Here is a 22915-nt window from a genome sequence, read left to right on the forward strand (position 1 = left end):
AGGTATCAAGTCGAAATGGCTGAATGCCGAAGCGATCATTATCTGCTCTGGATACCAACTGGAAAGTCATCAATTGTCACCGACAAGCGGATGGCGGCAACCTTGCCCTACGCTCCAGCATGATTGCTGTCCCGCTTGCTGTTTCTCAACGACAAGTTTCTGTGCGGAATGCATTGTGCACCCTGCGGCATTTGGCGGATATGCCAGGGCCAACGGCAATCCTTTCATGAGCAAGGAGCGGGGAATGAAACTGGTATCGATCGCCATGACTGTATGGCTGGCATTGAGTACAACGGTGCAGGCGCAAGAAGTCGTCCGGCTCGGCAATCTCAAGCTCGCGCATTTCGGCGCGGTCTCGTACATCAAGGAAATCGCCCCGCGCTGCGGCATCCGGGTCGAGGAAAAGATGTTCGCCAAGGGCCTGGACGTGATGCAGGCCATCATCGCCGGCGAACTGGACGTGGGCGCCACCGCCTCCGAAGCGGCGATCCAGGGCCGCGCCGGCGGCGCCCCGATCGTGGTGGTGGCCGGTTTCGCGCGCGGCGGGGCGCGACTGGTGGCGCGGCGAGGCGTCAACATCGCCGGCATCGCCGATTTGAAAGGTAAAAAAGTCGGCGTCACGCGCGGCGGCATCCAGGAAGTGCTGCTGATGGCGGAACTGGCGCGCCATGGCCTGAAGGCCGATGCCTCGGGCAGCAAGGACGTGCAGCTGGTGTACCTGGCCTACGCGGACCTGAACCAGGCGCTGATGGGACGCCACATCGACGCCATGATGCAGTCCGAGCCGCAGTCGTCGCAGGCGATCAATATGGGCATCGGTGTCGAGGTGATGAAACCCTACGGCACCTCGATCGGCGAACCGGTGCGCACCATGGTCATGACCGAGAAGTTCTACCGCGAGCGCCGCCCGCTGGCCGAGAAATTCATGCGCTGCTTCGTGCAGGCCACGCGCACCTTCATCGAAAGCCCGGCGGTGGCCGAGCAGTATGTGCGCCAGCAGATGTTCAAGGGCCAGATCACGGTGGCCGACTTTCGGGACGCGATCGGTAACTCGCCGTATTCGTACGACATCACCCCGAACCACATCCAGGTCACCACCGACGTGATGGCGCAGACCGGCGTGGGCCGCATGGCGCGTCCGCCGCTGGCCAGGGACTGGGTACGCACCGACCTGCTGGCCGCGGCCAAGCGCAGCCTGCAGATCCAATAGAGGAGGGCATATGGAACGCATCGAACGACGCAAGACCCGGCGCCTCACGCCGCTGCGCTTGTCGGACACCGGCGTCGGCCTGGTGGTGCCGGTGCTGGCGATCGCGCTGTGGCAGTGGATCGCGGCCAGCGGCTGGATCAATCCGCAAGTGCTGCCGGCGCCGCTGGACGTGTGGCGCAAGTGGGTCGACTACCTTTTACCGTTGGTGGCGTGGAAGGATTATGCCGACGGCGGCTGGCTGTCGTGGGCGTTCTCGGGCGAGCTGCCGGTCGACATCCTCGCCAGCCTGTATCGGGTAGTGCTGGGCTTTGCGCTCGGCGCCGGACTGGCGCTGCCGCTCGGCCTGGCGATGGGGGCGAGCCGCAGCGTGTATGCCTGGTTCAATCCGCTGGTGCAGGTGCTGCGGCCGATTCCGCCGATCGCCTATATCCCGCTGGCGATGCTGTGGTTCGGGCTCGGTAATCCGCCGGCGGTGTTTTTGATCGCGATCGGGGCGTTCTTCCCGGTGCTGATGAACACCGTGGCCGGGGTGCGCCAGGTGGACGGCATTTATCTGCGTGCGGCGCGCAACCTGGGCGCGGGCCGGTTGACCATGTTCGTGCGCGTGATCCTGCCGGCGGCGGTGCCCTACATCCTGTCCGGCGTGCGGATCGGCATTGGCACCGCCTTCATCGTGGTGATCGTGGCCGAGATGATCGCGGTGAACAGCGGCCTGGGGTTCCGCATCTCGGAAGCGCGCGAGTACTTCTGGTCGGACAAGATCATCGCCGGGATGATCAGCATCGGCCTCCTGGGCCTGGCGATCGACGTCGGCGTCACCAAATTGAACAACCATTTGCTGCGCTGGCACCGCGGCCTGGAGCATTGAGATGAGTGACATACATATCCGAGTCGATGGCGTGAACAAGGTGTTCGGCGCCGAGGGACGCGAAATGGTGGCGCTGCAGGACATCAGCCTGAACATCCCGCGCGGGCAGTTCACCTGCCTGCTTGGGCCTTCCGGCTGCGGCAAGTCGACGCTGCTGAATGCGGTGGCCGGTTTCGCGCCGCCGTCGAGCGGGGTGATCGTGGTCGACGGACGGCCGGTGACCGGGCCCGGTCCCGAGCGCGGCATGGTGTTCCAGGAATATGCGCTGTTCCCGTGGATGACGGTGGAGCAGAACATCCGCTTCGGGCTCGAGATCAAGCGCGTGCCGGCGGCGGTCATCACCCAGCGCGTGGACGATCTGCTGCGATTGCTGTCGCTGGCCGACTTCCGCGCGCGCTATCCGAAAGACCTGTCCGGCGGCATGCGCCAGCGGGTGGCGATCGCGCGCGTGCTGGCGCTCGATTCGCCGATCCTGCTGATGGACGAACCGTTCGGCGCGTTGGATGCGCTCACCCGGCGCAACCTGCAGGACGAACTGCTGCGCCTGTGGGGCGAGATGAAGAAGACGATTCTGTTCGTCACCCACAGCATCGAGGAAGCGATCTACCTGGCCGACCGCATCGTGGTGATGACTTACCGGCCGGGGACGGTCAAGCGCGACCTGCTGGTAGAGCTGCCGCGCCCGCGCGACCCGGCCGACCCGGCCTTCAACCTGCTCAAGCGCGAGCTGGGGCAGCTGGTGATGGAAGAACAGCAACGGCATCACCATGACGAACTGCGCATGGCGGCGGTGGACTGACAGGCAAGCGGCGGCGGGCGAGGGGGCCTTGCCACCGCCTCCTGCCAATGGTGTAGACTGCCGTTATGCAGAATTCCCTCTTCCTTGCCGCGGCATTCCTGTACGCGGTATGCGCCCTGCTGCCGACGCGGCGGGGCGCCGTCATTTCGGCGGTCACCGCCGGCGCCTGGGTGGTGCATGGCGCGGCGCTCGGGCTGGACGTGATCATGCCGGGCCAGTTGCGGGTCGGCTTCGCCGTCATGCTCTCGAGCGCGCTGTGGGTCTCGGTCGCCGCCTACTGGCTGGAAAACCGCAATTTCGCCCTCGACGGCATGCGCCGCCTGGTGATGCCGTTCGCCTGCGCCGCGGCGCTGCTGCCGGCGCTGTTCCCGGGCAGCGTGATGCAGCTGGCCGGACAGTCGCCGGCCTTCGGCTGGCACATCGCGGTGGCGGTGCTGGCCTACAGCACGCTCACCATCGCCGCCTTCCACGCGGTGCTGATGGCGCTGCAGGAAGCACGCCTGCACACGCGCAGCGCCGCCGGCGGCTGGCTGGGCAGCGCGCTGGACCAGCTGCCGGCGCTGCTGACTATGGAAAAACTGCTGTTCCGGGTGATCTGGATCGGCTTCATCTTGCTCAGCCTGACCGTGCTGTCGGGCTTCGTGTTTTCTGAACAGGTATTCGGCCGGCCGCTGCTGCTCGACCACAAGAGCGTGTTCGCGCTGTTGTCGTGGGCGCTGTTCGCGGCGCTGCTGGCCGGCCGTAAATGGCAGGGCTGGCGCGGCAAGACCGCACTGCGTTTCACGCTGGCGGGCTTCGCCACGCTGGCGCTGGCTTATGTCGGCAGCCGCTTCGTGCTCGAAGTCGTGCTGCACCGGGGAGTTGTTTGATGCGTGTTTTATTCTGGATTGCCCTGATCGCCCTGGTGGTGTTCGCCGTGCGCAGCAAGCTGCGCGCGATCGCGAAACAGCACCAGCAGCAACCGCCACAGCACACTGGCCGTAGCGCCGCGGGCGGCGAGATCGAGGCCATGGCGCAGTGCGCCCATTGCGGCATGTACTTCCCGGCCTCCGAGTCGGTGCGCGCCGACGGCCTCGATTACTGCTCGCCGGGCCACGTGCGCCTGCCGCCGCCCAAGTCTTGAAGCCGTCGCGCCGGGCGCCGTCGCAGCAAGTGCGCGCCACGCTGTGGCGTTCGCTGCAGACCTTCACGATCACCCGCATCGTCATCGCCCTGGTGCTGCTGCTGTACCTGGGCGTCGACTTCGACGGCGGCGGCTTGCGCAGCGACCCGGTCAACGCCGAGACCTGCATCGCCTATCTCGGCGTGGCCGTCGGCCTGGCGCTGGCGGCGCGCTGGCGCCGCCGCTTCCTGATCCAGCTGGCGGTGCAGATCGGCGTCGACCTGGCGGTGATCTCGATCCTGTACCTGAGCGCCGGCGGCATGCGCGGCGGCCTCGGCATCCTGTACCTGTTCCCGCTGGCCGGCGCCGCGATCCTGGCGCCGCTGGTGCTGGCGCTGTTCTCGGCCGCGCTGGCGACCCTGTTCCTGCTGGCGCAGAGCGTGTGGCAGATCCTGGTCGACGCGCGCGACCCGGCGCTGATGCAGGCCGGCCTGTACGGCGCCGCCTTCTTCGCCGGCGTGCTGATGGTGAACCGGCTGGCCGCGCGCCTGCTGAAACAGGAAGAACTGGCGGCGCGGCGCGGCGCCGACCTCGGCATCCAGCAGGCGATCAACGCCATCGTGATCGCCGACGTCGGCGACGGCATCCTGGTGGTGGGCGACGACGGCACCGTCTTCACCGGCAACCCGGCCGCGCGCCGCATGCTGGGGCTGGACGGAGAAGCGGCCGGCTTCCTGCTGCAGGCCGCGCCGGCCTTCGCGCCGGTGGCCGAGGCCTTCCAGAGCTGGCTGGCGACGCCGGGCGACGGCGCCGCCTTCGTCACCCTCAAACCCTGGCATGCCGACGAAGGTGCGGTGTACGGCCGGCGCGACCAGCCGGTGCACCTGAAACTGCGCTTCGCGCGCGTCGACACCGAACCAGCCGAAGGCCGCAGCGTGATCTTCATGCAGGACGTGAGCGCCATCGAAAACCAGGCGCAGCAACTCAAGCTGGCCTCGATGGGACGCCTCACCGCCAGCATCGCGCACGAGGTGCGCAACCCGCTGTCGGCGATCGGCCACGCCACCGCGCTGCTGGCCGAAGACCTGCAAGGCCCGGCCGAAGTGCGCCTGCTGAAGATCGTGGGTGACAACGTGGCGCGCGTGAACCGCATGGTGGAAGACATCCTGCAGCTGTCGCGCAAGGCGCAGCCGAACGGCGAGCCGGTGGCACTCAGGGACTTCCTGGACGGGCTGAAAGCCGAGTTCTGCGAAATCCACGGCCTGGCGGGTGATATAGTGCACCTCGGTGATGCGGACGGCATGTCGGTGCGTTTCGATCCGCTGCACCTGCACGAGGTCTTGCTCAACCTGCTCAACAACGCGGTGCGCTATGCCAGCCGCCAGCCGGCCAGCATCCGCATCTTCCCGATGCGCGACGCCACCGGGCGCAGCGAGCTGCACGTGCAGGACGACGGCCCCGGCATCACGCCCGAAGTGCGCGCCCACCTGTTCGAGCCGTTCTACACCACGTCGAGCAAGGGAACCGGGCTGGGACTGTACCTGGCGCGCGAACTGTGCCTGAACAACGATGCGAAACTCGATTATGAAACCCGATTCGACCCATCCGCGATGGGACCGCGCAAGGCCAGCGGCCGCTTCGTCATCACCTTCGCCGATCCGGCCTGACGCCGGAGCACGGCCATGACGCCGGCGCGCACCCCACGGGTGCTGGTGCTGGACGACGAAGCCGATCTGCGCGAGCTGCTCGAAATCACCCTGATCAAGATGGGGCTGGACGTCGACAGCGCCGCCACCCTGCGCCAGGCGCGCGCCCTGTTCGACGAGCACGATTACGCGCTGGTGCTGACCGACATGCGCCTGCCCGACGGCCTGGGCCTGGAACTGGTGCGCGAGATCGCCGCCTCCGGCAAGGGCACGCCGGTGGCCGTGATCACCGCCTACGGCAGCGCCGACAACGCGGTGGTGGCACTCAAGGCCGGCGCCTTCGATTACATCGCCAAGCCGGTGGCGCTGGACGCGCTGCGCGTGATGGTGCGCTCGGCGCTGAAACAGTCCGAAGCCGACGGCGCGGCAGGCGAGGGTGCGGCGACCGATTCGCGCCTGATCGGCAATTCGCCGGCGATGCAGGCGCTGCGCGCGCAGATTGCACGCCTGGCGCGCTCGATGGCGCCGATCTCGATCACCGGCGAATCCGGCAGCGGCAAGGAACTGGCCGCGCGCGAGATCCACGCCCAGAGTTCGCGCGCCGGCAAGCCGTTCGTCGCGGTGAACTGCGGCGCGATCCCCGAAACGCTGATGGAGGCCGAGTTCTTCGGCTACCGCAAGGGCGCCTTCACCGGCGCCGCCGAAGAGCGCGACGGCTTCTTCGCCGCGGCCAACGGCGGCACCCTGATGCTGGACGAAGTGGCCGACCTGCCGCTGGCGATGCAGGTGAAACTGCTGCGCGCGATCCAGGAGCGGCGCGTGCGCAAGATCGGCGCGACGAATGAAGAGCCGGTCGACGTGCGCATCATCAGTGCCACCCACCAGGACCTGGCGCACTGCGTCGAGACGGGCAAGTTCAGGCAAGACTTGTTCTACCGCCTGAACGTGATCGAACTGGCGCTGCCGCCGCTGCGCGAACGGCTCGACGATCTGGCGATGCTGGCCGAGGGCATCCTCAAGCGGCTGGCCGGGCCGGGGCAGGCGTCATTGGGGCCGGGCGTGCTCGATGCGCTGCGCGCGTATTCGTTTCCGGGCAATGTGCGTGAGCTGGAGAACGTGCTGGAGCGGGCGCTGGCGTTTGCCAATGATGGGGTGATCGAGGTGGGCGATCTGTCGCTGAAGGCGGCGCGGCCGCTGGAGGCGGGCGGGCGCGATGCCGGGGGTGCGGTGCTGCCGGTCGCGCCTGCGCAGCCGGCAGCGCCGGAACCTGCTCCTATATATAGTGAGCCCGCGCCTGTTGCGGAGCCGTCTGTCGCGCCGCCGGCTTCCGAACCCGTCGCCGCGCCGTCCGCAAACGCGTCCACCGCGCCATCGCGCGGCCTCGCCGACTATCTCGAACAGGTCGAGCGCGCCGTCATCGAACACGCCCTGCAGCAATCCGGCACCGACCGCACCCAGGCCGCCAGCCTGCTCGGCATCAGCGTGCGCCAGCTGCGCTACGAGATCCAGAGACTGCAGATCACGTAGGGTTGGCCTGGGCGGCCCCGCGCTTCGCCGCCGATGCGTTCAACCCACCTCCGCCGGCCCGTGTGCGTCAACGCACCCGCCAACAATCACCGCGTCGGCAGAACCTGCCGACCCTACATCTGGTGTCTCTATTTTGTTACTTTGCGGTAATTATTTTGGTGCATAATGTTCCGCATCAGCGCACCGTTGCCCTGTTCTGATTACCCATTAAGCACCCGATACCCGACAGACTTTTCCGATGTTAGTACCCGCTCACCGCCTGCCGCCCGTCTTTAGGGAAGCGCTGAAAAGTCAAGATCGCACACGCCAAAAAACACCAAATTTTGCCGATTTCTCCACTTGCCTCTATCGCAAACGAGGTACTACAATTAGTCTCATATCAAAGCTGGACACTAGATGTAGTGGTGGTAGATCAAAAACACTAGTTTTTCAGCTTGCGGCGAGTTGTCCGCACGTTGTCCACAAGTTGTCCACAAATTTGTTCACCAGGCGCTTGCCGACACGCTTTATTTAATGGTTTTTTACCCTGCTTTTCTGGTTTGCCAACATCGGCCACCGGCTGGCGGGGATATCGTTTTTCTTTAATTTGTTGACGGACCGGGTTGCAACACCGCACGAGGGTCCCCGTGTAAACAACGGCGGCCCGCCCGCTCATCCTGGAGGCTCAATGCAAACAGCACAGAACAGTTCGATCAACCCGTACGCCCCTCTTGGTGCGACGTCGACGGGCCAGACCCCGGCCGAAATCGTCGCGCGCGGCGACTACCGCGTCATCCGCCGCAACGGCGCCGTGGTCGCGTTCGAACCGCACAAGATCTCGGTCGCGATGACCAAGGCCTTCCTCGCCATCTCCGGCGGGCAGGGCGCGGTCTCGGCGCGTATCCGCGAACTGGTGGAACAGCTGACCGGCAACGTGGTGGCAGCGCTGGTGCGCCGTCAGCCGAACGGCGGCACCTTCCACATCGAAGACGTGCAGGACCAGGTCGAGCTGTCGCTGATGCGTTCGGGCGAACACGATGTCGCCCGTGAATACGTGCTGTACCGCGCCAAGCGCATGGACGAGCGCCGCGCCGCCAAGGAAGCCGCTGGCGGCGCCCCGGTCGCCGCGCCGCAGATCCACGTGGTCGACGGCAGCGAGCGCCGCCCGCTGGACATCAACGACGTCCACGCCCTGGTGGGCGCCGCCTGCTCGGGCCTGGAAAAGCACGTCGACGCCGACGCCATCGTCGCCGAAACCCTGAAGAACCTGTACGACGGCGTGCCGGTCGAAGAACTGCACAAGTCGGCCATCCTGGCCGCGCGCGCGCTGATGGAAAAAGACCCGGCCTACAGCCAGGTCACCGCGCGCATCCTGCTGCACACCATCCGCAAGGAAGTCTTCGAACACGAAGTGCCGCAAGCCGCGGCGGCAGCTGAATACATCACCTACTTCCCGAAGTACATCGCCAAGGGCATCCAGAACGAACTGCTGGACGAAGAACTGGGCAAGTACGACCTCGAGCGCCTGGCCAAGGCCATCGTCGCCGACCGCGACCTGCAGTTCGGCTACATCGGCCTGCAGACCCTGTACGACCGCTACTTCCTGCACGTGCGCGACACCCGCATCGAAATGCCGCAGGCGTTCTACATGCGCGTCGCGATGGGTCTGGCCCTGCGTGAAGACGACCGCGAAGCGCGCGCGATCGAGTTCTACAACCTGCTGTCGTCGTTCGACTTCATGAGCTCGACCCCGACCCTGTTCAACTCGGGCACCCGCCGCTCGCAGCTGTCGTCGTGCTACCTGACCACCGTCGGCGACGACCTGGAAGGCATCTACGACGCCATCAAAGAGAACGCACTGCTGTCGAAGTTCGCCGGCGGCCTGGGCAACGACTGGACCCCGGTGCGCGCGCTGGGCTCGCGCATCAAGGGCACCAACGGCCGCTCGCAAGGCGTGGTGCCGTTCCTGAAAGTGGTCAACGACACCGCCGTGGCGGTCAACCAGGGCGGCAAGCGCAAGGGCGCGGTGTGCGCCTACCTGGAAACCTGGCACCTGGACATCGAAGAATTCCTGGACCTGCGCAAGAACACCGGCGACGACCGCCGCCGCACCCACGACATGAACACCGCGAACTGGATTCCGGATCTGTTCATGAAGCGCGTGATGGAAAAGGGCGCCTGGACCCTGTTCTCGCCGTCCGAGACGCCGGACCTGCACGACCTGACCGGCAAGGCCTTCGAGAAAGCCTACCTGGCCTATGAAACCAAGGCGGCAAACGGCGAAATGGCGGTCTTCAAGAAGATCGAAGCCATGGACCTGTGGCGCAAGATGCTGTCGATGCTGTTCGAGACCGGCCACCCATGGATCACCTTCAAGGACCCATGCAACATCCGCTCGCCGCAGCAGCACGTGGGCGTGGTGCACTCGTCGAACCTGTGCACCGAGATCACCCTGAACACCAGCGCCGATGAAATCGCCGTCTGCAACCTGGGCTCGGTGAACCTGCCGCAGCACATGAAGGGCGATGGCCTGGACCACGTCAAGTTGCAGAAGACCATCCGCACCGCGATGCGCATGCTGGATAACGTCATCGACATCAACTACTACGCTGTCGAAAAGGCGCGCAACTCGAACCTGCGTCACCGTCCGGTGGGCATGGGCGTGATGGGCCACCAGGACTGCCTGCACATGATGCGCATCCCGTTCGCATCGGAGCAAGCCGTCAAGTTCGCCGACACCTCGATGGAAGCGGTCTGCTACTACGCCTACCTGGCCTCGACCGAGCTGGCCGAAGAACGCGGCCGCTACGAGACCTACACCGGCTCGCTGTGGGACCGCGGCATCCTGCCGCAGGACTCGATCAAGCTGCTGGCGGAAGAGCGCGGCGGCTACCTGGAGCAGGACACCAGTGAATCGATGGACTGGACCCCGGTGCGCGAGCGCATCAAGCAGTTCGGCATGCGTAACTCGAACTGCGTGGCGATCGCTCCGACCGCGACCATCTCGAACATCATCGGCGTGTCGGCCTGCATCGAACCGACCTTCCAGAACCTGTACGTGAAGTCGAACCTGTCGGGCGAATTCACCGAGATCAACTCGTACCTGGTGCGCGACCTGAAAGCCCGCGACCTGTGGGACGAAGTCATGATCGCCGACCTGAAGTACTTCGACGGTTCGCTGAGCAAGATCGACCGCGTGCCGCAAGACCTGCGCGACATCTACGCCACCGCGTTCGAAGTCGAGCCGAAGTGGCTGGTGGAAGCCGCATCGCGTCGCCAGAAGTGGATCGACCAGGCCCAATCGCTGAACATCTACATGGCCGGCGCCTCGGGCAAGAAACTGGACGAGACCTACAAGCTGGCATGGCTGCGCGGCCTGAAGACCACCTACTACCTGCGCACCATCGCCGCGACCCACCTGGAGAAGTCGACCACCCGTACCGGCGCCCTGAACGCCGTGCCGGTCTCGGGCGGCCTGCAAGGCGGCCACGCAGCACCAGTGGCCAGCGCCCCGGTCGCAGCGGCAGCGGCTCCAGCCGCCACCGCCGAAATCGAAGAAGGCGCCGCCTGCTACCTGCGTCCAGGCGACGACGGTTTCGAGGAATGCGAAGCCTGCCAGTAATCTGGACACCACTGCGGGCCGACCAAGCGTCGGCCCGCAGCGCTGGATTCACCAGCACAAAAATAGCACCGCTAAGCAGCACCGCTAACTAAACAGAACCACCACCCTAAAAACCGTCATTCCCGCGAAGGCGGGAACCCAAGTTTGCCAGCCCACCGCAAACGCCCAAGGTTCCCCGCGGACGACAAATCATCAACACACACGTGACCTGAACCGCGCATATCGCGTCAGCTCACCGCAGAAGGAAACCACCATGCTCAACTGGGACGACGAACCAACCAGCGCCGCGGCCACCCCGCACATCAACAACCCCGAAGGCGCCCCTGCCGCCGAAGTGGCCAAGCGCGTCAACGCCGACGACAAGCGCATCATCAACGGCGAGACCGACGTCAACCAGCTGGTGCCGTTCAAGTACAAATGGGCATGGGACAAGTACCTGGCCGGCTGCGCCAACCACTGGATGCCGCAGGAAGTGAACATGCAGCGCGACATCGAGCTGTGGAAGAACCCGAACGGCCTGTCCGAAGACGAGCGCCGCCTGGTCAAGCGTAACCTGGGCTTCTTCGTCACCGCCGACTCGCTGGCCGCCAACAACATCGTGCTGGGCACCTACCGCCACATCACCGCCCCCGAGTGCCGCCAGTACCTGCTGCGCCAGGCCTTCGAAGAGGCGATCCACACCCACGCCTACCAGTACATCGTCGAGTCGCTCGGCCTGGACGAAGGCGAAATCTTCAACGCCTACAACGAGATCGAATCGATCCACGACAAGGACCAGTTCCTGATCCCGTTCATCGACGTCCTGACCAACCCTGACTTCAAGACCGGCACCGTCGAAAACGACCAGAAGCTGCTGAAGTCGATCATCGTCTTCGCCTGCCTGATGGAAGGCCTGTTCTTCTACGTCGGCTTCACCCAGATCCTGGCGCTGGGCCGCCAGAACAAGATGACCGGCGCCGCCGAACAGTACCAGTACATCCTGCGCGACGAATCGATGCACGTGAACTTCGGCATCGACCTGATCAACACGATCAAGATGGAAAACCCGCAGCTGTGGACCCCGGAATTCCGCGAAGAGATCAAGGCGCTGTTCCTGGAAGCGGTCGACCTGGAATACCGCTACGCCGAAGACACCATGCCACGCGGCGTGCTGGGTCTGAACGCGCCGATGTTCAAGGGCTACCTGCGCTTCATCGCCAACCGCCGTGCGGTGCAGATCGGTCTGGATGCGCTGTTCCCGAATGAAGAGAATCCGTTCCCGTGGATGAGCGAGATGATCGATCTGAAGAAGGAGCGTAACTTCTTCGAGACGCGTGTGACGGAGTATCAGACCGGTGGCACGCTGAGCTGGGACTGATCGTCATCCCGCGTCGCACGAAGACAAAACCCCGCAACCGCGGGGTTTTTTATTATTGAGATAACGCTGAAGTTCCTCGCGTCGCACATGAAGCGGCGCCGAAGCGGTGCTAGGCTGAGTTCGGATGTCGACCACCGCTCGAGTATGTTCGACCGGAAATCCGACTGTCCGCGAACCCACGCCGAGACATCGCCATGAACTGGATCTACCGCCCAATCTCCGGCTCAGCCTTGCAGCACTCCATACGTGCAGGCAAGCCAGCCCAGATCAACAGCAAGAAGCTGCTCGAAATTGCCAACCTCGAAGTCGACTGCAAGATCGGCAAGGCGCGCCACCTGATCGCGGCCGACCGCAAGAACAAGTGGCGCATCTACCTCGGCCTGTTCGCCGTGATCGGGTCAGCCTTCATCTCGTCCGGCATCGGCCAGGCCGCGCTGGAACTGGGGCGCGCCTATCTCGGCCAGGACGCGCACTACGACGCCTGGGCCGGCACGCTCAAGCACATCCTGCCGCTGCTGGTCGGCATCTCGACCGCGGTGATTGGTTTTCTCGGACTGGAGAAGCAGACCACGCAGCACCGCGCGGTCGGCAATGCCTATATCGAGATCGCGCGCAAGGCACGCTCGATCCTCAATTCGATCGACGCCCGCAACTGCGCCGCCAAGCTGGCCGAATACGACCGCCTGCTGGAGCGTTACCTGGAAGTGAACAAGGAGGGCGAGTCATGTCCGACCAACGATCGCGACTCGCAGAAGGCGCTGAACAGGAATTCCAACCGCCGTTTGGCCATCAAGCAGCGGATCGACGATAACGAAAAGGCGCATCTCGGCATCGCCAGCCGGCGCGTCGTTCTTCGGCCGTCGCTTGGCACACTGGTCGCCAGGGCAGTCAGGATTCGCGTCGCCACCGTCTGCACGATGCTTGGCCTGGTCCGCAAATCCGACTACCGCAAATATCTCAGGGATCAACGATAGCGGCAGGGCGCGCCGCGTCCAAAGCGGCTACGCTGCGCGCGCCACGTCCAGTACCCAGGTCACGCCGAAGCGGTCCTTGAGCATGCCGTACAGCGGCGTCCACTGCGCCGGCGCCGGCGCATGCAGCACGCTGCCGCCGTCAAGCAGGCGCTCGTACAGCGCCGTGATCTCTTCCACCGAGTCGCCGCGCAGCGACACGTAGAACGCGTTCTCGCCCGGGTGCCATGCCTTGTCGGCCTGGACGTCGTAGGCCATGATGCGCATGCCGCTGTCGGCCGCCACCTGGCCCCAGATGATGCCGTCCGCCGGCGTGCCTTCGGGGACCGCGCCGAAATCCTGGTACGTCGCCAGCATGACCTGGCCGCCGAACACGGCGTGGTAGAAGGCGAGGGCGGCGCGCGCCTGGCCGCGGAAATTGAGGTGGGTGACTGCCTGGACCGACATGGGAACTCCTGGTTGAAGATGGAAGAAGGTGCTGGGTAGCGGGTGCTACTATAGCCAGCCCTACTGCCAATTCCTGTCAGGTGCCGATGTCCCGCTCCGAACGATTATTCGCCTTGCTGGCCGCTCTGCGGCGCCTGCCGTCGCCGGCCACGGCGGCGCAACTGGCGGCGCACACCGGCGTCTCGGTGCGCTCGATCTACCGCGACATCGACAGCCTGCGCGCCGGCGGCGCGCGCATCGACGGCGAGCGCGGTTACGGCTACACGCTGGTCGAAGACGGCGCGCTGCCGCCGCAGACCTTCAACCGCATCGAGCTCGAGGCGCTGATCCTGGGCTTGTCCGAAGTGCGCCACATGGGCGACCCGGCGCTAAGCGGGGCGGCGCAGGCGGTGCTGGACAAGGTGGCGGCCACGCTGCCGTCGCTCAGCCAGCAGCACCTGCTGCACGCGGTGTCGCAGGTCCACCATTTCGGCCAGCGCTACAGCGCGCTGCCGGACATGGACCTGATCCGCGCCTGCTGCTGGCGCGAGGAGGCGCTCGCCATCGACTACGTCGACCGCAACGGCGCGGCCAGCCGGCGCACCATCTGGCCGCTGGCGATCGTCTATCTCGACCGGATGCTGGTGGTGCTGGCGCGCTGCTGTCTTCGTGATGACTTCCGCATGTTCCGCGCCGAGCGCATCGCCGCCGCTGCCCGCACCGGCGACTCGTTCCGGCCGCGCCGCGCGGCGCTGCTGCGCGAATACCGGGCGCGCATGTAGGGAGAAAACGAAAGCGACAACGCGCGCACGAGTTGACCTATGATGGCGTTCTTTCAAGTCCAACCGGGAGACACCGTTGTACGCCAAACCCCTGACGATGCGTGCCTTGACGTTCGCCGGCCTGACGCTGGCCCTGAGTGCCCACGCCGCCCCGGCCGCCCTGAACGGCCGCACCATCTTCCAGAATAACTGCGCCAGTTGCCACACGGTGGACAGCAAATTGTCGGCGCTGGCCGGCCCCGGCCTGTTCGGCGTGGTGGCCCGCAAGGCGGCCGCCGTCCCCGGTTTTAACTATTCAAGCGCGCTGAATAAAGCCGGCGCCGCCGGCACCACCTGGACCCGCAGCGAGCTGGATGTGTTCCTGCTCGACCCGGCAAAGCGCGTGCCCGGCACCACGATGCCGGTCGGCGTGCCGGACCAGAAGACGCGCGCCGCGCTGATCGACTACCTGGCCACGCTCAAGGGCCCGGCGACCGCCGCCGCGCAACCGGCAGCCGCTGCGAACGACCGCAGCGGCTCCTGGGAAGAACACCAGCCCGGCAAGCTGCACCACTTCAAACTGGCCGACCTGCCGGCCCCATTCGCCACCGCGAGCGCCGGCAACGGCCCGCGCGTGCAGGCCCGCCCCAACGGCTCGATCCCGCTGGTGATGCCCGGCTTCGAGGTCGGCATCTACGCGCGCGACGACGACAAGCCGCGCCTGCCGCTGCGCGCGCCGAATGGCGACATCTTCCTGGCATCGACCTCGAACGGCGAGATCAAGGTGCTGCGCTCGAAGGATGGCCGCAAAGCCGACAGCGCCGAGGTGTTCGCCACCGGCCTGTCGCGCCCTTACGGCATGGCCTTCTGGCCGGCAGGCAGCGACCCGCAATACCTGTACGTCGCCAACGTCAATTCGGTGGTGCGCATCCCCTACCGCAACGGCGACCTGAAGGCGCGCAGCCAGGCGGAGACGATCGTGCCCGAACTGTCCGAGACCAGCGGCGGCCACACCACGCGCACGCTGGCGTTCTCGAAGGACGGCAAGACGATGCTGCTGTCGATCGGCTCGGCCACCAACGTCGCCAGCGACATCGGTCCCAAGCCGCCGCAGCCGCTGGCGCAATGGGAGCAGGTGCACGGTTTAGGTGGCGCCTGGGGCGTCGAGACGGACCGCGCCACCGTGATGGCGTTCGACCCGGACGGCAAGAACCGCCGCACCTACGCCACCGGCCTGCGCAACTGCGTCGGCATGCTGGTGTATCCGGCCACCGGCGACGTGATGTGCAATGTGAACGAGCGCGACGGCCTGGGCGACAACCTGCCGCCGGACTACCTCACGCGCGTCAGGCAGGGCGGCTTCTATGGCTGGCCGTGGTACTACCTGGGCGACCACGAAGACCCGCGCCAGAAGGGCGTGCGTCCCGACCTGAAGGGCAAGACCATCGCCCCGGACGTGCTGCTGCAGGCCCACTCGGCGCCGCTGGGGATGGCGGTGTACCACGCGCCGAAGGGTGCCAGGAGCGCCTTCCCACAGGAGTACGAGGGCGACGTGTTCGTGGCGCTGCACGGCTCCTGGAACCGCGGCGTGCGCACCGGCTACAAGGTGGTGCGGGTATTCATGAAGAACGGCGTGCCGACCGGCCAGTACCAGGACTTCATGACCGGCATGGTGCTGAGCGACCACGATGTCTGGGGCCGTCCGTCCGGCGTCGAGGTGGCGCAGGACGGCGCGCTGCTGGTGGTGGACGACGCCGGCGGCGTGGTCTGGCGCGTGGCGCCCAAGCGCTGACGGGATGATCCTGAACGGTGGCGCATCCTCGCGCCACCGCATTCCTGGCGGCGCTATGATCGAACCATCCCGCGCGCCACAGGAATTCCCATGCACGACCGCTTTGCCCTGCATTACGACCCCGAGGCGTTCAACATCGCCGGCCAGAAGCGGCTGGGGCGGCAGTCGGCCGGCGTCGGCCTGCTGCGCGCGCTGGCGCAGGAGGGCACGCCGGGCGAACTCGGATGCTTCACCGCCGACCGCAGTCACGCCGACGCCTGCCTGGCGGCGCTGCGCGAGGACGGCTACGCGGGGGAACTGGCGTGGCTGGCGCCATCGCGGCCGCAAGACCTGAAACGCTACGGCTGCCTGTACCACCCCGGCGCCGATATCGAACGGCTGGCGTGGCAGCGCCTGCGCCTCGACGACCGCGACTACAGCCTGTGCGGCGTGGTCCACAATGTCGCCAGCCACGAGATGATGAACACCGTCACCGGCCTGCTCACGGCGCCGGTGCGCGGCTGGGACGCCATCGTCTGCACCTCGCGCGTGGTGCGCGACAGCATGCGCCTGCTGCTCGAGCAGCAGGCCGCCTACCTGCGCACCCGATTGGGCGCGACCCGTTTCGAATTGCCGCAGCTGCCGATGATCCCGCTCGGCGTGCACTGCGACGAGCTGCGCTTCATGGAGCACGAACGTTTCAATGCGCGCGCGCGCCTCGGCATCGGTGCGGACGATGTTGCGGTGCTGTCGCTGGGGCGCCTGTCGGTGCACGCCAAGTCGCATCCGCAGCAGCTGTTCGCCGCGCTCGAGCGCGCCGAGAAGGGCGGGCGCCAGGTGCACCTGGTGCTGTGCGGATGGTTCGCCGGCGAAGCGATCGAATCGGCCTTCCATGAAGCGGCGGCGCTGCTGTGTCCTTCGGTGAACCTGATCGTGCTGGATGGGCGCGAGGCCGCGCACAAGCGCGACGCCTGGGCCTGCGCCGACATCTTCACCTCGCTGGCCGACAACCTGCAGGAGACCTTCGGCCTGACCCCGCTGGAAGCGATGGCGGCCGGCCTGCCATGCGTGGTGTCGGACTGGAACGGCTACCGCGACACGGTGCGCGACGGCGTCGACGGCTACCGCATCGCGACCGTGATGCCCGGCGCCGGCGCCGGGCAGGATCTGGCGCAGCGTTATGAGGATGGGGTGGACAGCTTCGAGATGTATTGCGGCCACGCCAGCCAGGCGGTGGCGCTCGACGGCGCCGGGCTGGCGCAAGCCTACGGCAGCCTGATTCGCGACGAACAGCTGCGGCGCACGATGGGCGACAACGCGCGCCTGCGTGCGCGCCAGGAATTCGACTGGCGCGCGGTGCTGGCGCGCTACCGTACGCTGTTCGAGGAGCTGGCCGAGCGGCGCCGCGCCGATCCTTCCCTGGTGCCGCCACTGCCGCAACAGGCGCCGGACCGGCTGGATCCGTTCCGCCTGTTCGCCAGCTACGCCACGCGCGCGCTGGGGCCAGGCTCGCTGGTGGAATTGAAACCGGAAGCCTCGCTGGCGCTGGTGCGCCAGTACCGCGATCTCGGCATCAACCGGTTCGCGGCGGCGTCGATGCCGACGCTGGAAGAATTCGGCGTCATCTTCGGCGCCATCGGCCCGCGCCCGATGCAGGTCGACGAGCTGCTCGACACGCTCGGCCCGTGCGACCGTCCGACCCTGCTGCGCGGCCTGGCCTGGCTGTGCAAGATGGACCTGCTGCGCATCAGCGAGCGTTAATGCGGAGGTAGCGTGGACCGCTCCGCAGTCCACGCGTCCAGGCTAAAAATCACGCCACCCGCACCACACCCTTGCGGCCGCTCGCCGCATCGATGCTGTACGCGCCGGCGCCAAACGCCACTACTTGCAGCAGACCACCCGCCATCGCGAAGTTCTTCAGCAGATGAATCAGCTGGTTCTGATCGCCGATCGCGTTGTGGAAGGCCAGCGCCGTCACCACCGAAAACGCCGCCAGCCCTGCCGCCACCAGGCGCGTCTTGAATCCGATCGCCAGCATCACGCCGCCACCGAGTTCGATCGCGATCGCCGCGATCAGTCCGAGCGTGGCGAACGGCAGCCCGCTGGACTGGATGTAGCCGATGGTCGCTTCCGGCGCCAGCGCCTTGCCGACGCCGCTGAAGACGAAGATGGTCGCCAGCAGGATGCGGCCGATGACCGGGATGGCGGAGTGGGTGGCTGGGTTGGTGGTGGTGTTCATGACGGTTCCTTTCAGTTGTGATGTTGGTCGTTGCCGGCGTCAAGTGCGGCATCCATGGACTGCATCTTAGGCAAGCCGAACCGATCCAGGAAGCCTATATAATTCGATGAAACCTATCGAAGGAGTAGATGGATGCTCGACGGCCTCTCCATGGACCAGCTGCGCACCTTTATCGCCGCCGCCGACGAAGGCAGCTTCTCCGCGGCCGGTCGCAAGCTGCGGCGCGCGCAATCGGTGGTCAGCCACACGCTGGCCAATCTCGAACTGCAGGTGGGCTTCGCGCTGTTCGACCGCAGCAGCCGTTATCCGCGCCTGACCGAAGCCGGCCGCGCACTGCTGGAAGATGCGCGCCACGCCGCCGGCAGCATGGATGCGTTCAAGGCGCGTGCGCGCATGCTGGCCGAAGGGCTCGAGCCCGAGCTGTCGGTGGCGGTCGACGTGATGTATCCGATCGCGCATCTGACCGCCGCGGTGCAGGCCTTCCACTGCCAGTTCCCTGCCACGCCACTGCGCCTGTATGTGGAAGCGCTGGGCGCGGTGGTGCAGCCGCTGCTCGATGGCCAGTGCCGCATCGCGGTGATCGGATCGCTCCCCGAAGTGCCGCCCGGCTGCGTGTCGGAACATTTGTGCGGCGTGCCGTCGGTGGTGGTGGCCGCGCCCGAACATCCGCTGGCGCAGATCGAAGGCACGGTGATGCGCGCGCAGGCCGCGCAGCATGTGCAGCTGGTGCTCAGCGACCGCTCGGCGCGCACCGCAGGGCGCAACTATGGCGTGCTGTCGCCGCACGTGTGGCGGCTGGCCGATCTCGGCGCCAAGCATGCGTTTTTGCGCGCCGGCCTGGGATGGGGCGGCATGCCTTTGCATATGGTCGAGCAGGATATCGCCAGCGGCGCGCTGGTACGGCTCGAACTCGAAACGCATCCATTGCTCGGCACCGGCTTTTCGATGCACGCGATCTTCATGAAAGAACAGCCGCCGGGACCGGCGGGCCGCTGGTTTATCGACCAGTTGAAATGCGCCGCATGACGAGCTTGAATCGCGGCGCGGATCGCCCGTAAATCCAGGCGCTATCGGAAGCCAGTCGCATACACGCCGCGGATTCAAGCGTCGGAAAATGGCATCGAATATCGGGATTTACGGTTGCGCGCTCACAAAGAAATCGCAACGAGGGCGCGTACTTTACATGATTGAATTTGTCAAAACGAGAAGATGTGATATTGTCGCGGGCAACCCGGGCAAAATCGATCGAATAATAGGACGCTGATCCAACCAGTATGCACGCAAGCGAAGCGAAAAGAACAAGCCGCCTTGTCTGACCAAATGCTCAGGCACGGCGGCTTTTTCTTTTCGCACCCGTAAGGGTAGCGATGTGAAAACACGTGGCATCGGTGACCTGTCGACGTTGGCTGAAGCGCTGCAACTGTGAGGAGTTGCAGCAGTTCAGCCGGTGCCGGATTCATTGGCCCAGATCGCATTTGGATATGGGCCGATGAATAACCCGCTGGGTAGTAAATGGCCTGACGGGTTTTAACCTTAGAGTGTATTTCTCATCGCAGATGAAGGAGAACAAAAATGGCAACCGCTAAGAAACCAGCAGCAAAGGCAGCAGTAAAGAGCGCGCCTTCGTCGACGACGAAGTCCACCGCAAAAACTGCAGCAGAGAAACCAGTGGCAAAGAAAGCCGCCGCTACCAAGACCACCGCCAAGGCAGCCGCCAAGCCGGCAGCCAAGGCAGTGAGCAAGCCGGCAGCGAAAACCGCAGCGAAACCTGCTGCAAAGAAAGCAACCGCGACCAAAACTGCCGCGACCAAGAGCACCGCCGCTAAATCGACCGCTGCTAAGTCGACCGCAACCAAAGCGACCGCTACCAAAGCGACCGCGACCAAGACCACTGCAAAATCGGCAGCCAAGCCTGCAGTGAAGAAAGCCGCCGCTAAATCGACCGCCAAGCCAGTGGCGAAGTCGGCCGCTAAATCGGCTACTAAGTCGGCTACCAAGTCGCCAGCGAAGTCGGCAACCAAATCGACGGCAAAGCCGGCGGCAAAGAAAGCCACCGCAAAGCCGGCAGCTAAATCGGCTGCTAAATCGACCGCAGCAAAATCGGCAGCCAAGCCGGCAGCAAAGAAAGCCGCCGCTAAACCGGCAGCCAAGCCAGCAGCAAAGAAAGCCGCTGCAAAACCGGCGGCAAAGAAAGCCGCTGCTAAACCGGCCGCCAAGCCGGCAGCAAAGAAGGCAGCCGCTAAACCGGCCGCCAAGCCTGCAGCTAAAAAGGCCGCCGCCAAGCCGGCAGCTAAAAAGGCAGCCGCCAAACCGGCCGCTAAAAAAGCAACCGCAACCAAGGCAGCCGCTAAACCGGTAGCGAAGAAAGCGACCGCGACCAAAGCCGCCGCAAAACCGGCAGCCAAGAAAGCGACCGCGACCAAATCGACCGCTAAATCGGCAACCAAATCGGCTGCTAAGCCGGCTGCAACCAAATCGGCAGCCACCAAATCGGCAGCAAAGCCGGCCGCTAAAAAAGCGACCGCAAGCAAAACCGCCGCCAAGCCGGCAGCTAAAAAAGCGACCGCGACCAAAACCGCTGCCAAGCCGGTAGCGAAGAAAGCCGCTCCAGTGGCTAAATCGGCTGCTCCTGCTGCCAAGAAAGCCGCTACCCCGGCCAAAACCGCCGCCACCAAGGCTGCTGCTCCGGCAAAAACCGCTGCGACCAAGACCGCCGCGACCAAGCCTGCAGCCACCAAGACCGCGTCGACCAGCGCCGCCGCCAAGCCGGCCGCCAAGACCACCGCAGCCAAGCCGGAAGTGAAGGCCGATGCCAAGGTCGAGACCAAGCCGGAAGTGAAGGCCGACAGCGCCGCCGACACCAAGGCAGACGCCAAGCCGGAAGCGAAAGCCGACGCCAAGGCGGACGCCAAGCCGGCAGCGAAGAAGGCAGCCGCCAAGAAACCGGCCGCCAAGCCAGCCGCTTCGACCGACAAGGCCGCGGCGCCAAGCGCTCCTGCAGCCGCTCCGGCCGCGAAGACCGTGCTGGCTCCGGCCGCATGGCCGTTCCCGACCAGCAGCCGTCCGTAATACCCGTACGGCGTCCGTCTCGGCCACGTGTCATGTGCACGTGGCAAGTCGGACATCGTTCAGGCACAATGCCGCTGTGTGATTGTTCGCACAGCGGTTTTTTTTTGAGGAGACTCCGTGCTGTCCATTCTTCAGTTTATCGTCAATATCGTCGCAGGCCTGCTGGGCGGGGTGCTGTTACTGCGCTTCTGGACGAATGCCATCCGCGTGCGTCTCCCCGACCAGATCCGCCAGTTCGTGCACACCATTACCGACTGGCTGGTGATGCCGCTGCGGCGCGTGGTGCCGGGCAGCCGCGGTTATGACTGGGCGAGCCTGATCGGCGCCTTCCTGATCGTGCTGCTGGCCAGCGCGCTGCTGCTGTTGCAGGGGGCGAGCGGAGAACTTGTGCTGCTGTATGCGCTGCACAAGTTCCTGAACTGGATCCTGTACGGCTTCATGGCGCTCCTGATCATCGAAGCGGTGTTCAGCTGGGTCAATCCGAATGCGCCGCTGGCGCCGTTCATTCATGCGCTGAACCAGCCGATCCTGCGCCCGATCCGGCGCGTGGTGCCGCCGATCGGCGGGATCGATCTGTCGGTGCTGGTGGCGCTGGTGCTGATCCAGATCCTGCTGTTCGTGCTGGGACAGATCTTCGGCTACGTGTAACGCGCTGGCGCTACAAGAACAACGCCATAAAAAAGGGGCGCCGTGCAAACGGCGCCCCTTTTTACTGATGCGTCGAACCGATTCAGCGGAACTTGAACCCGAACGCCGCTTCGAACTTCTGGTCGAACTCTTGCGGCGTGAACGCGTGGTTCTGGCCGCCCTGGCTGGCGATCTTGATCGAACCGAGCAGGCTGGCGATACGGCCGCTGGTCGCCCAATCGAGGCCATTGGTGATCCCGTACAGCAGGCCGGCGCGGTAGGCGTCGCCGCAGCCGGTCGGGTCGACCACGTTGGCCGCTTCCACCGCCGGGATGCGAATGTGCTCGCCGCCGGCGTAGATGTCCGAACCGGCCGCGCCGCGGGTCACGATCAGCGCCTCCAGGCGCGATGCGATTTCTTCCAGCGTCAAACCGGTGCGGTCCATGATCACTTCGAATTCGTAGTCGTTGGCCGCCAGGTAGGTGGCCTGGCCGATGAAGGTGATCAGCTCTTCGCCCGAGAACATCGGCAGCTGCTGGCCCGGATCGAACATGAACGGCACCTTCTGTTCGGCGCAGTCGCGTGCGTGCTTGATCATGCCGTCGCGGCCGTCCGGCGAGATGATCGCCACGCGCAGCGCGCCCTGGTCAGCCACGTTGTTCTGGTGCGAGAACTGCATCGCGCCAGGGTGGAAGGCGTTGATCTGGTTGTTGTCTTCGTCGGCGGTGACGAAGCACTGCGCGGTGTAGGCGTCGTCGATGGTCTTGATGCCGCGCGTTTCCAGGCCGAAGTTACGCAGGCGCTCGAGGCAGTCGGCGCCGTCCTGGCCGATGGTGGCCATGATCAGCGGGTCGCCGCCCAGCATGTTCAGGTTGTAGGCGATGTTCGCCGAGCAGCCGCCGTATTCGGTGCGCAGGGTCGGCACCAGGAAGGACACGTTC

The 22915-nt window shown here is 65.4% G+C and carries 20 protein-coding genes; 16 read left to right on the forward strand and 4 right to left on the reverse strand.

The window, feature by feature from the left end; translation table 11 throughout:
• Window positions 1-244: 244 nt before the first annotated feature.
• The 10 genes from RTQ83_RS16690 (at window position 245) to RTQ83_RS16735 (ending at window position 13084) form a co-directional block, all read left to right on the forward strand.
• A complete protein-coding gene (locus RTQ83_RS16690) occupies window positions 245-1210 on the forward strand; it encodes an ABC transporter substrate-binding protein (RefSeq protein ID WP_312516860.1) in 966 nt (321 codons plus the stop codon).
• 10 nt (window positions 1211-1220) lie between these two features.
• Entirely contained in the window at window positions 1221-2078 is an 858-nt protein-coding gene (locus RTQ83_RS16695; protein ID WP_312516862.1) for an ABC transporter permease, read from the forward strand.
• A 1-nt stretch (window position 2079) separates the two neighbouring features.
• Complete coding sequence (locus tag RTQ83_RS16700) at window positions 2080-2877, forward strand: ABC transporter ATP-binding protein (protein ID WP_312516864.1); 798 nt, start codon at window positions 2080-2082, stop codon at window positions 2875-2877.
• A gap of 65 nt (window positions 2878-2942) precedes the next feature.
• Window positions 2943-3746, forward strand: coding sequence for a cytochrome c biogenesis protein CcsA (locus RTQ83_RS16705; protein WP_312516866.1), 804 nt, complete (start codon window positions 2943-2945; stop codon window positions 3744-3746).
• A complete protein-coding gene (locus tag RTQ83_RS16710; protein ID WP_312516868.1) occupies window positions 3746-4000 on the forward strand; it encodes a PP0621 family protein in 255 nt (84 codons plus the stop codon). The genes RTQ83_RS16705 and RTQ83_RS16710 overlap by 1 nt, the downstream gene beginning before the upstream one ends.
• Entirely contained in the window at window positions 3997-5646 is a 1650-nt protein-coding gene (locus RTQ83_RS16715; RefSeq protein WP_312516870.1) for an ATP-binding protein, read from the forward strand. The genes RTQ83_RS16710 and RTQ83_RS16715 overlap by 4 nt, the downstream gene beginning before the upstream one ends.
• Window positions 5647-5661: 15 nt before the next feature.
• A complete protein-coding gene (locus RTQ83_RS16720) occupies window positions 5662-7152 on the forward strand; it encodes a sigma-54 dependent transcriptional regulator (protein WP_312516872.1) in 1491 nt (496 codons plus the stop codon).
• Window positions 7153-7819: 667 nt separating this feature from the next.
• Window positions 7820-10753 carry a ribonucleoside-diphosphate reductase subunit alpha gene (locus RTQ83_RS16725; RefSeq protein WP_312516874.1) on the forward strand — a complete coding sequence of 978 codons (2934 nt, stop codon included), beginning with the start codon at window positions 7820-7822 and terminating at the stop codon, window positions 10751-10753.
• A 253-nt stretch (window positions 10754-11006) separates the two neighbouring features.
• Entirely contained in the window at window positions 11007-12110 is a 1104-nt protein-coding gene (locus RTQ83_RS16730; RefSeq protein WP_290417630.1) for a ribonucleotide-diphosphate reductase subunit beta, read from the forward strand.
• Window positions 12111-12340: 230 nt separating this feature from the next.
• On the forward strand, window positions 12341-13084 hold the full coding sequence (locus RTQ83_RS16735) for an SLATT domain-containing protein (protein ID WP_312516877.1): 744 nt from the start codon (window positions 12341-12343) through the stop codon (window positions 13082-13084).
• Window positions 13085-13111: 27 nt separating this feature from the next.
• On the opposite strand, the gene RTQ83_RS16740 is transcribed toward RTQ83_RS16735, so the two are convergent.
• Entirely contained in the window at window positions 13112-13528 is a 417-nt protein-coding gene (locus RTQ83_RS16740) for a VOC family protein (protein WP_312516879.1), read from the reverse strand.
• 113 nt (window positions 13529-13641) lie between these two features.
• Here RTQ83_RS16740 and RTQ83_RS16745 point away from each other — a divergent pair, with 113 nt between their 5' ends.
• From RTQ83_RS16745 to RTQ83_RS16755, 3 genes are all read left to right on the forward strand, one after another.
• Window positions 13642-14289: an HTH domain-containing protein gene (locus RTQ83_RS16745; protein ID WP_312516880.1), complete on the forward strand. Its 648-nt coding sequence runs from the start codon at window positions 13642-13644 to the stop codon at window positions 14287-14289.
• Between the two features lie 76 nt (window positions 14290-14365).
• Complete coding sequence (locus RTQ83_RS16750) at window positions 14366-16060, forward strand: PQQ-dependent sugar dehydrogenase (protein ID WP_312516882.1); 1695 nt, start codon at window positions 14366-14368, stop codon at window positions 16058-16060.
• A 90-nt stretch (window positions 16061-16150) separates the two neighbouring features.
• Window positions 16151-17800 carry a glycosyltransferase family 4 protein gene (locus RTQ83_RS16755; protein WP_312516884.1) on the forward strand — a complete coding sequence of 550 codons (1650 nt, stop codon included), beginning with the start codon at window positions 16151-16153 and terminating at the stop codon, window positions 17798-17800.
• A gap of 49 nt (window positions 17801-17849) precedes the next feature.
• Here the strand turns inward: RTQ83_RS16755 and RTQ83_RS16760 are convergent, their stop codons facing one another.
• On the reverse strand, window positions 17850-18278 hold the full coding sequence (locus RTQ83_RS16760) for a DoxX family protein (RefSeq protein WP_312516886.1): 429 nt from the start codon (window positions 18276-18278) through the stop codon (window positions 17850-17852).
• A gap of 132 nt (window positions 18279-18410) precedes the next feature.
• On the opposite strand from RTQ83_RS16760, the gene RTQ83_RS16765 reads away from it, so the two are divergent.
• Entirely contained in the window at window positions 18411-19304 is an 894-nt protein-coding gene (locus RTQ83_RS16765) for a LysR family transcriptional regulator (RefSeq protein WP_312516888.1), read from the forward strand.
• Window positions 19305-19825: 521 nt separating this feature from the next.
• Here the strand turns inward: RTQ83_RS16765 and RTQ83_RS16770 are convergent.
• Window positions 19826-20863: a hypothetical protein gene (locus tag RTQ83_RS16770; protein WP_312516890.1), complete on the reverse strand. Its 1038-nt coding sequence runs from the start codon at window positions 20861-20863 to the stop codon at window positions 19826-19828.
• Window positions 20864-20888: 25 nt separating this feature from the next.
• Between RTQ83_RS16770 and RTQ83_RS16775 the strand changes: the two genes are divergently transcribed.
• Together RTQ83_RS16775 and RTQ83_RS16780 are read left to right on the forward strand one after the other, a co-directional pair.
• A complete protein-coding gene (locus tag RTQ83_RS16775; RefSeq protein ID WP_312516892.1) occupies window positions 20889-21347 on the forward strand; it encodes a hypothetical protein in 459 nt (152 codons plus the stop codon).
• A gap of 117 nt (window positions 21348-21464) precedes the next feature.
• The gene (locus tag RTQ83_RS16780) at window positions 21465-21995 is read left to right on the forward strand and encodes a YggT family protein (RefSeq protein ID WP_312516894.1); all 531 of its coding nucleotides are present in this window, start codon (window positions 21465-21467) and stop codon (window positions 21993-21995) included.
• An 82-nt stretch (window positions 21996-22077) separates the two neighbouring features.
• Here RTQ83_RS16780 and RTQ83_RS16785 read toward each other — a convergent pair.
• Window positions 22078-22915: carbohydrate kinase family protein (locus tag RTQ83_RS16785; RefSeq protein ID WP_312516896.1), on the reverse strand; the 838-nt coding region annotated here is incomplete at its 5' end.

This window comes from Massilia sp. (assembly GCF_031995545.1).
Classification (GTDB): Bacteria; Pseudomonadota; Gammaproteobacteria; order Burkholderiales; family Burkholderiaceae_D; genus Telluria.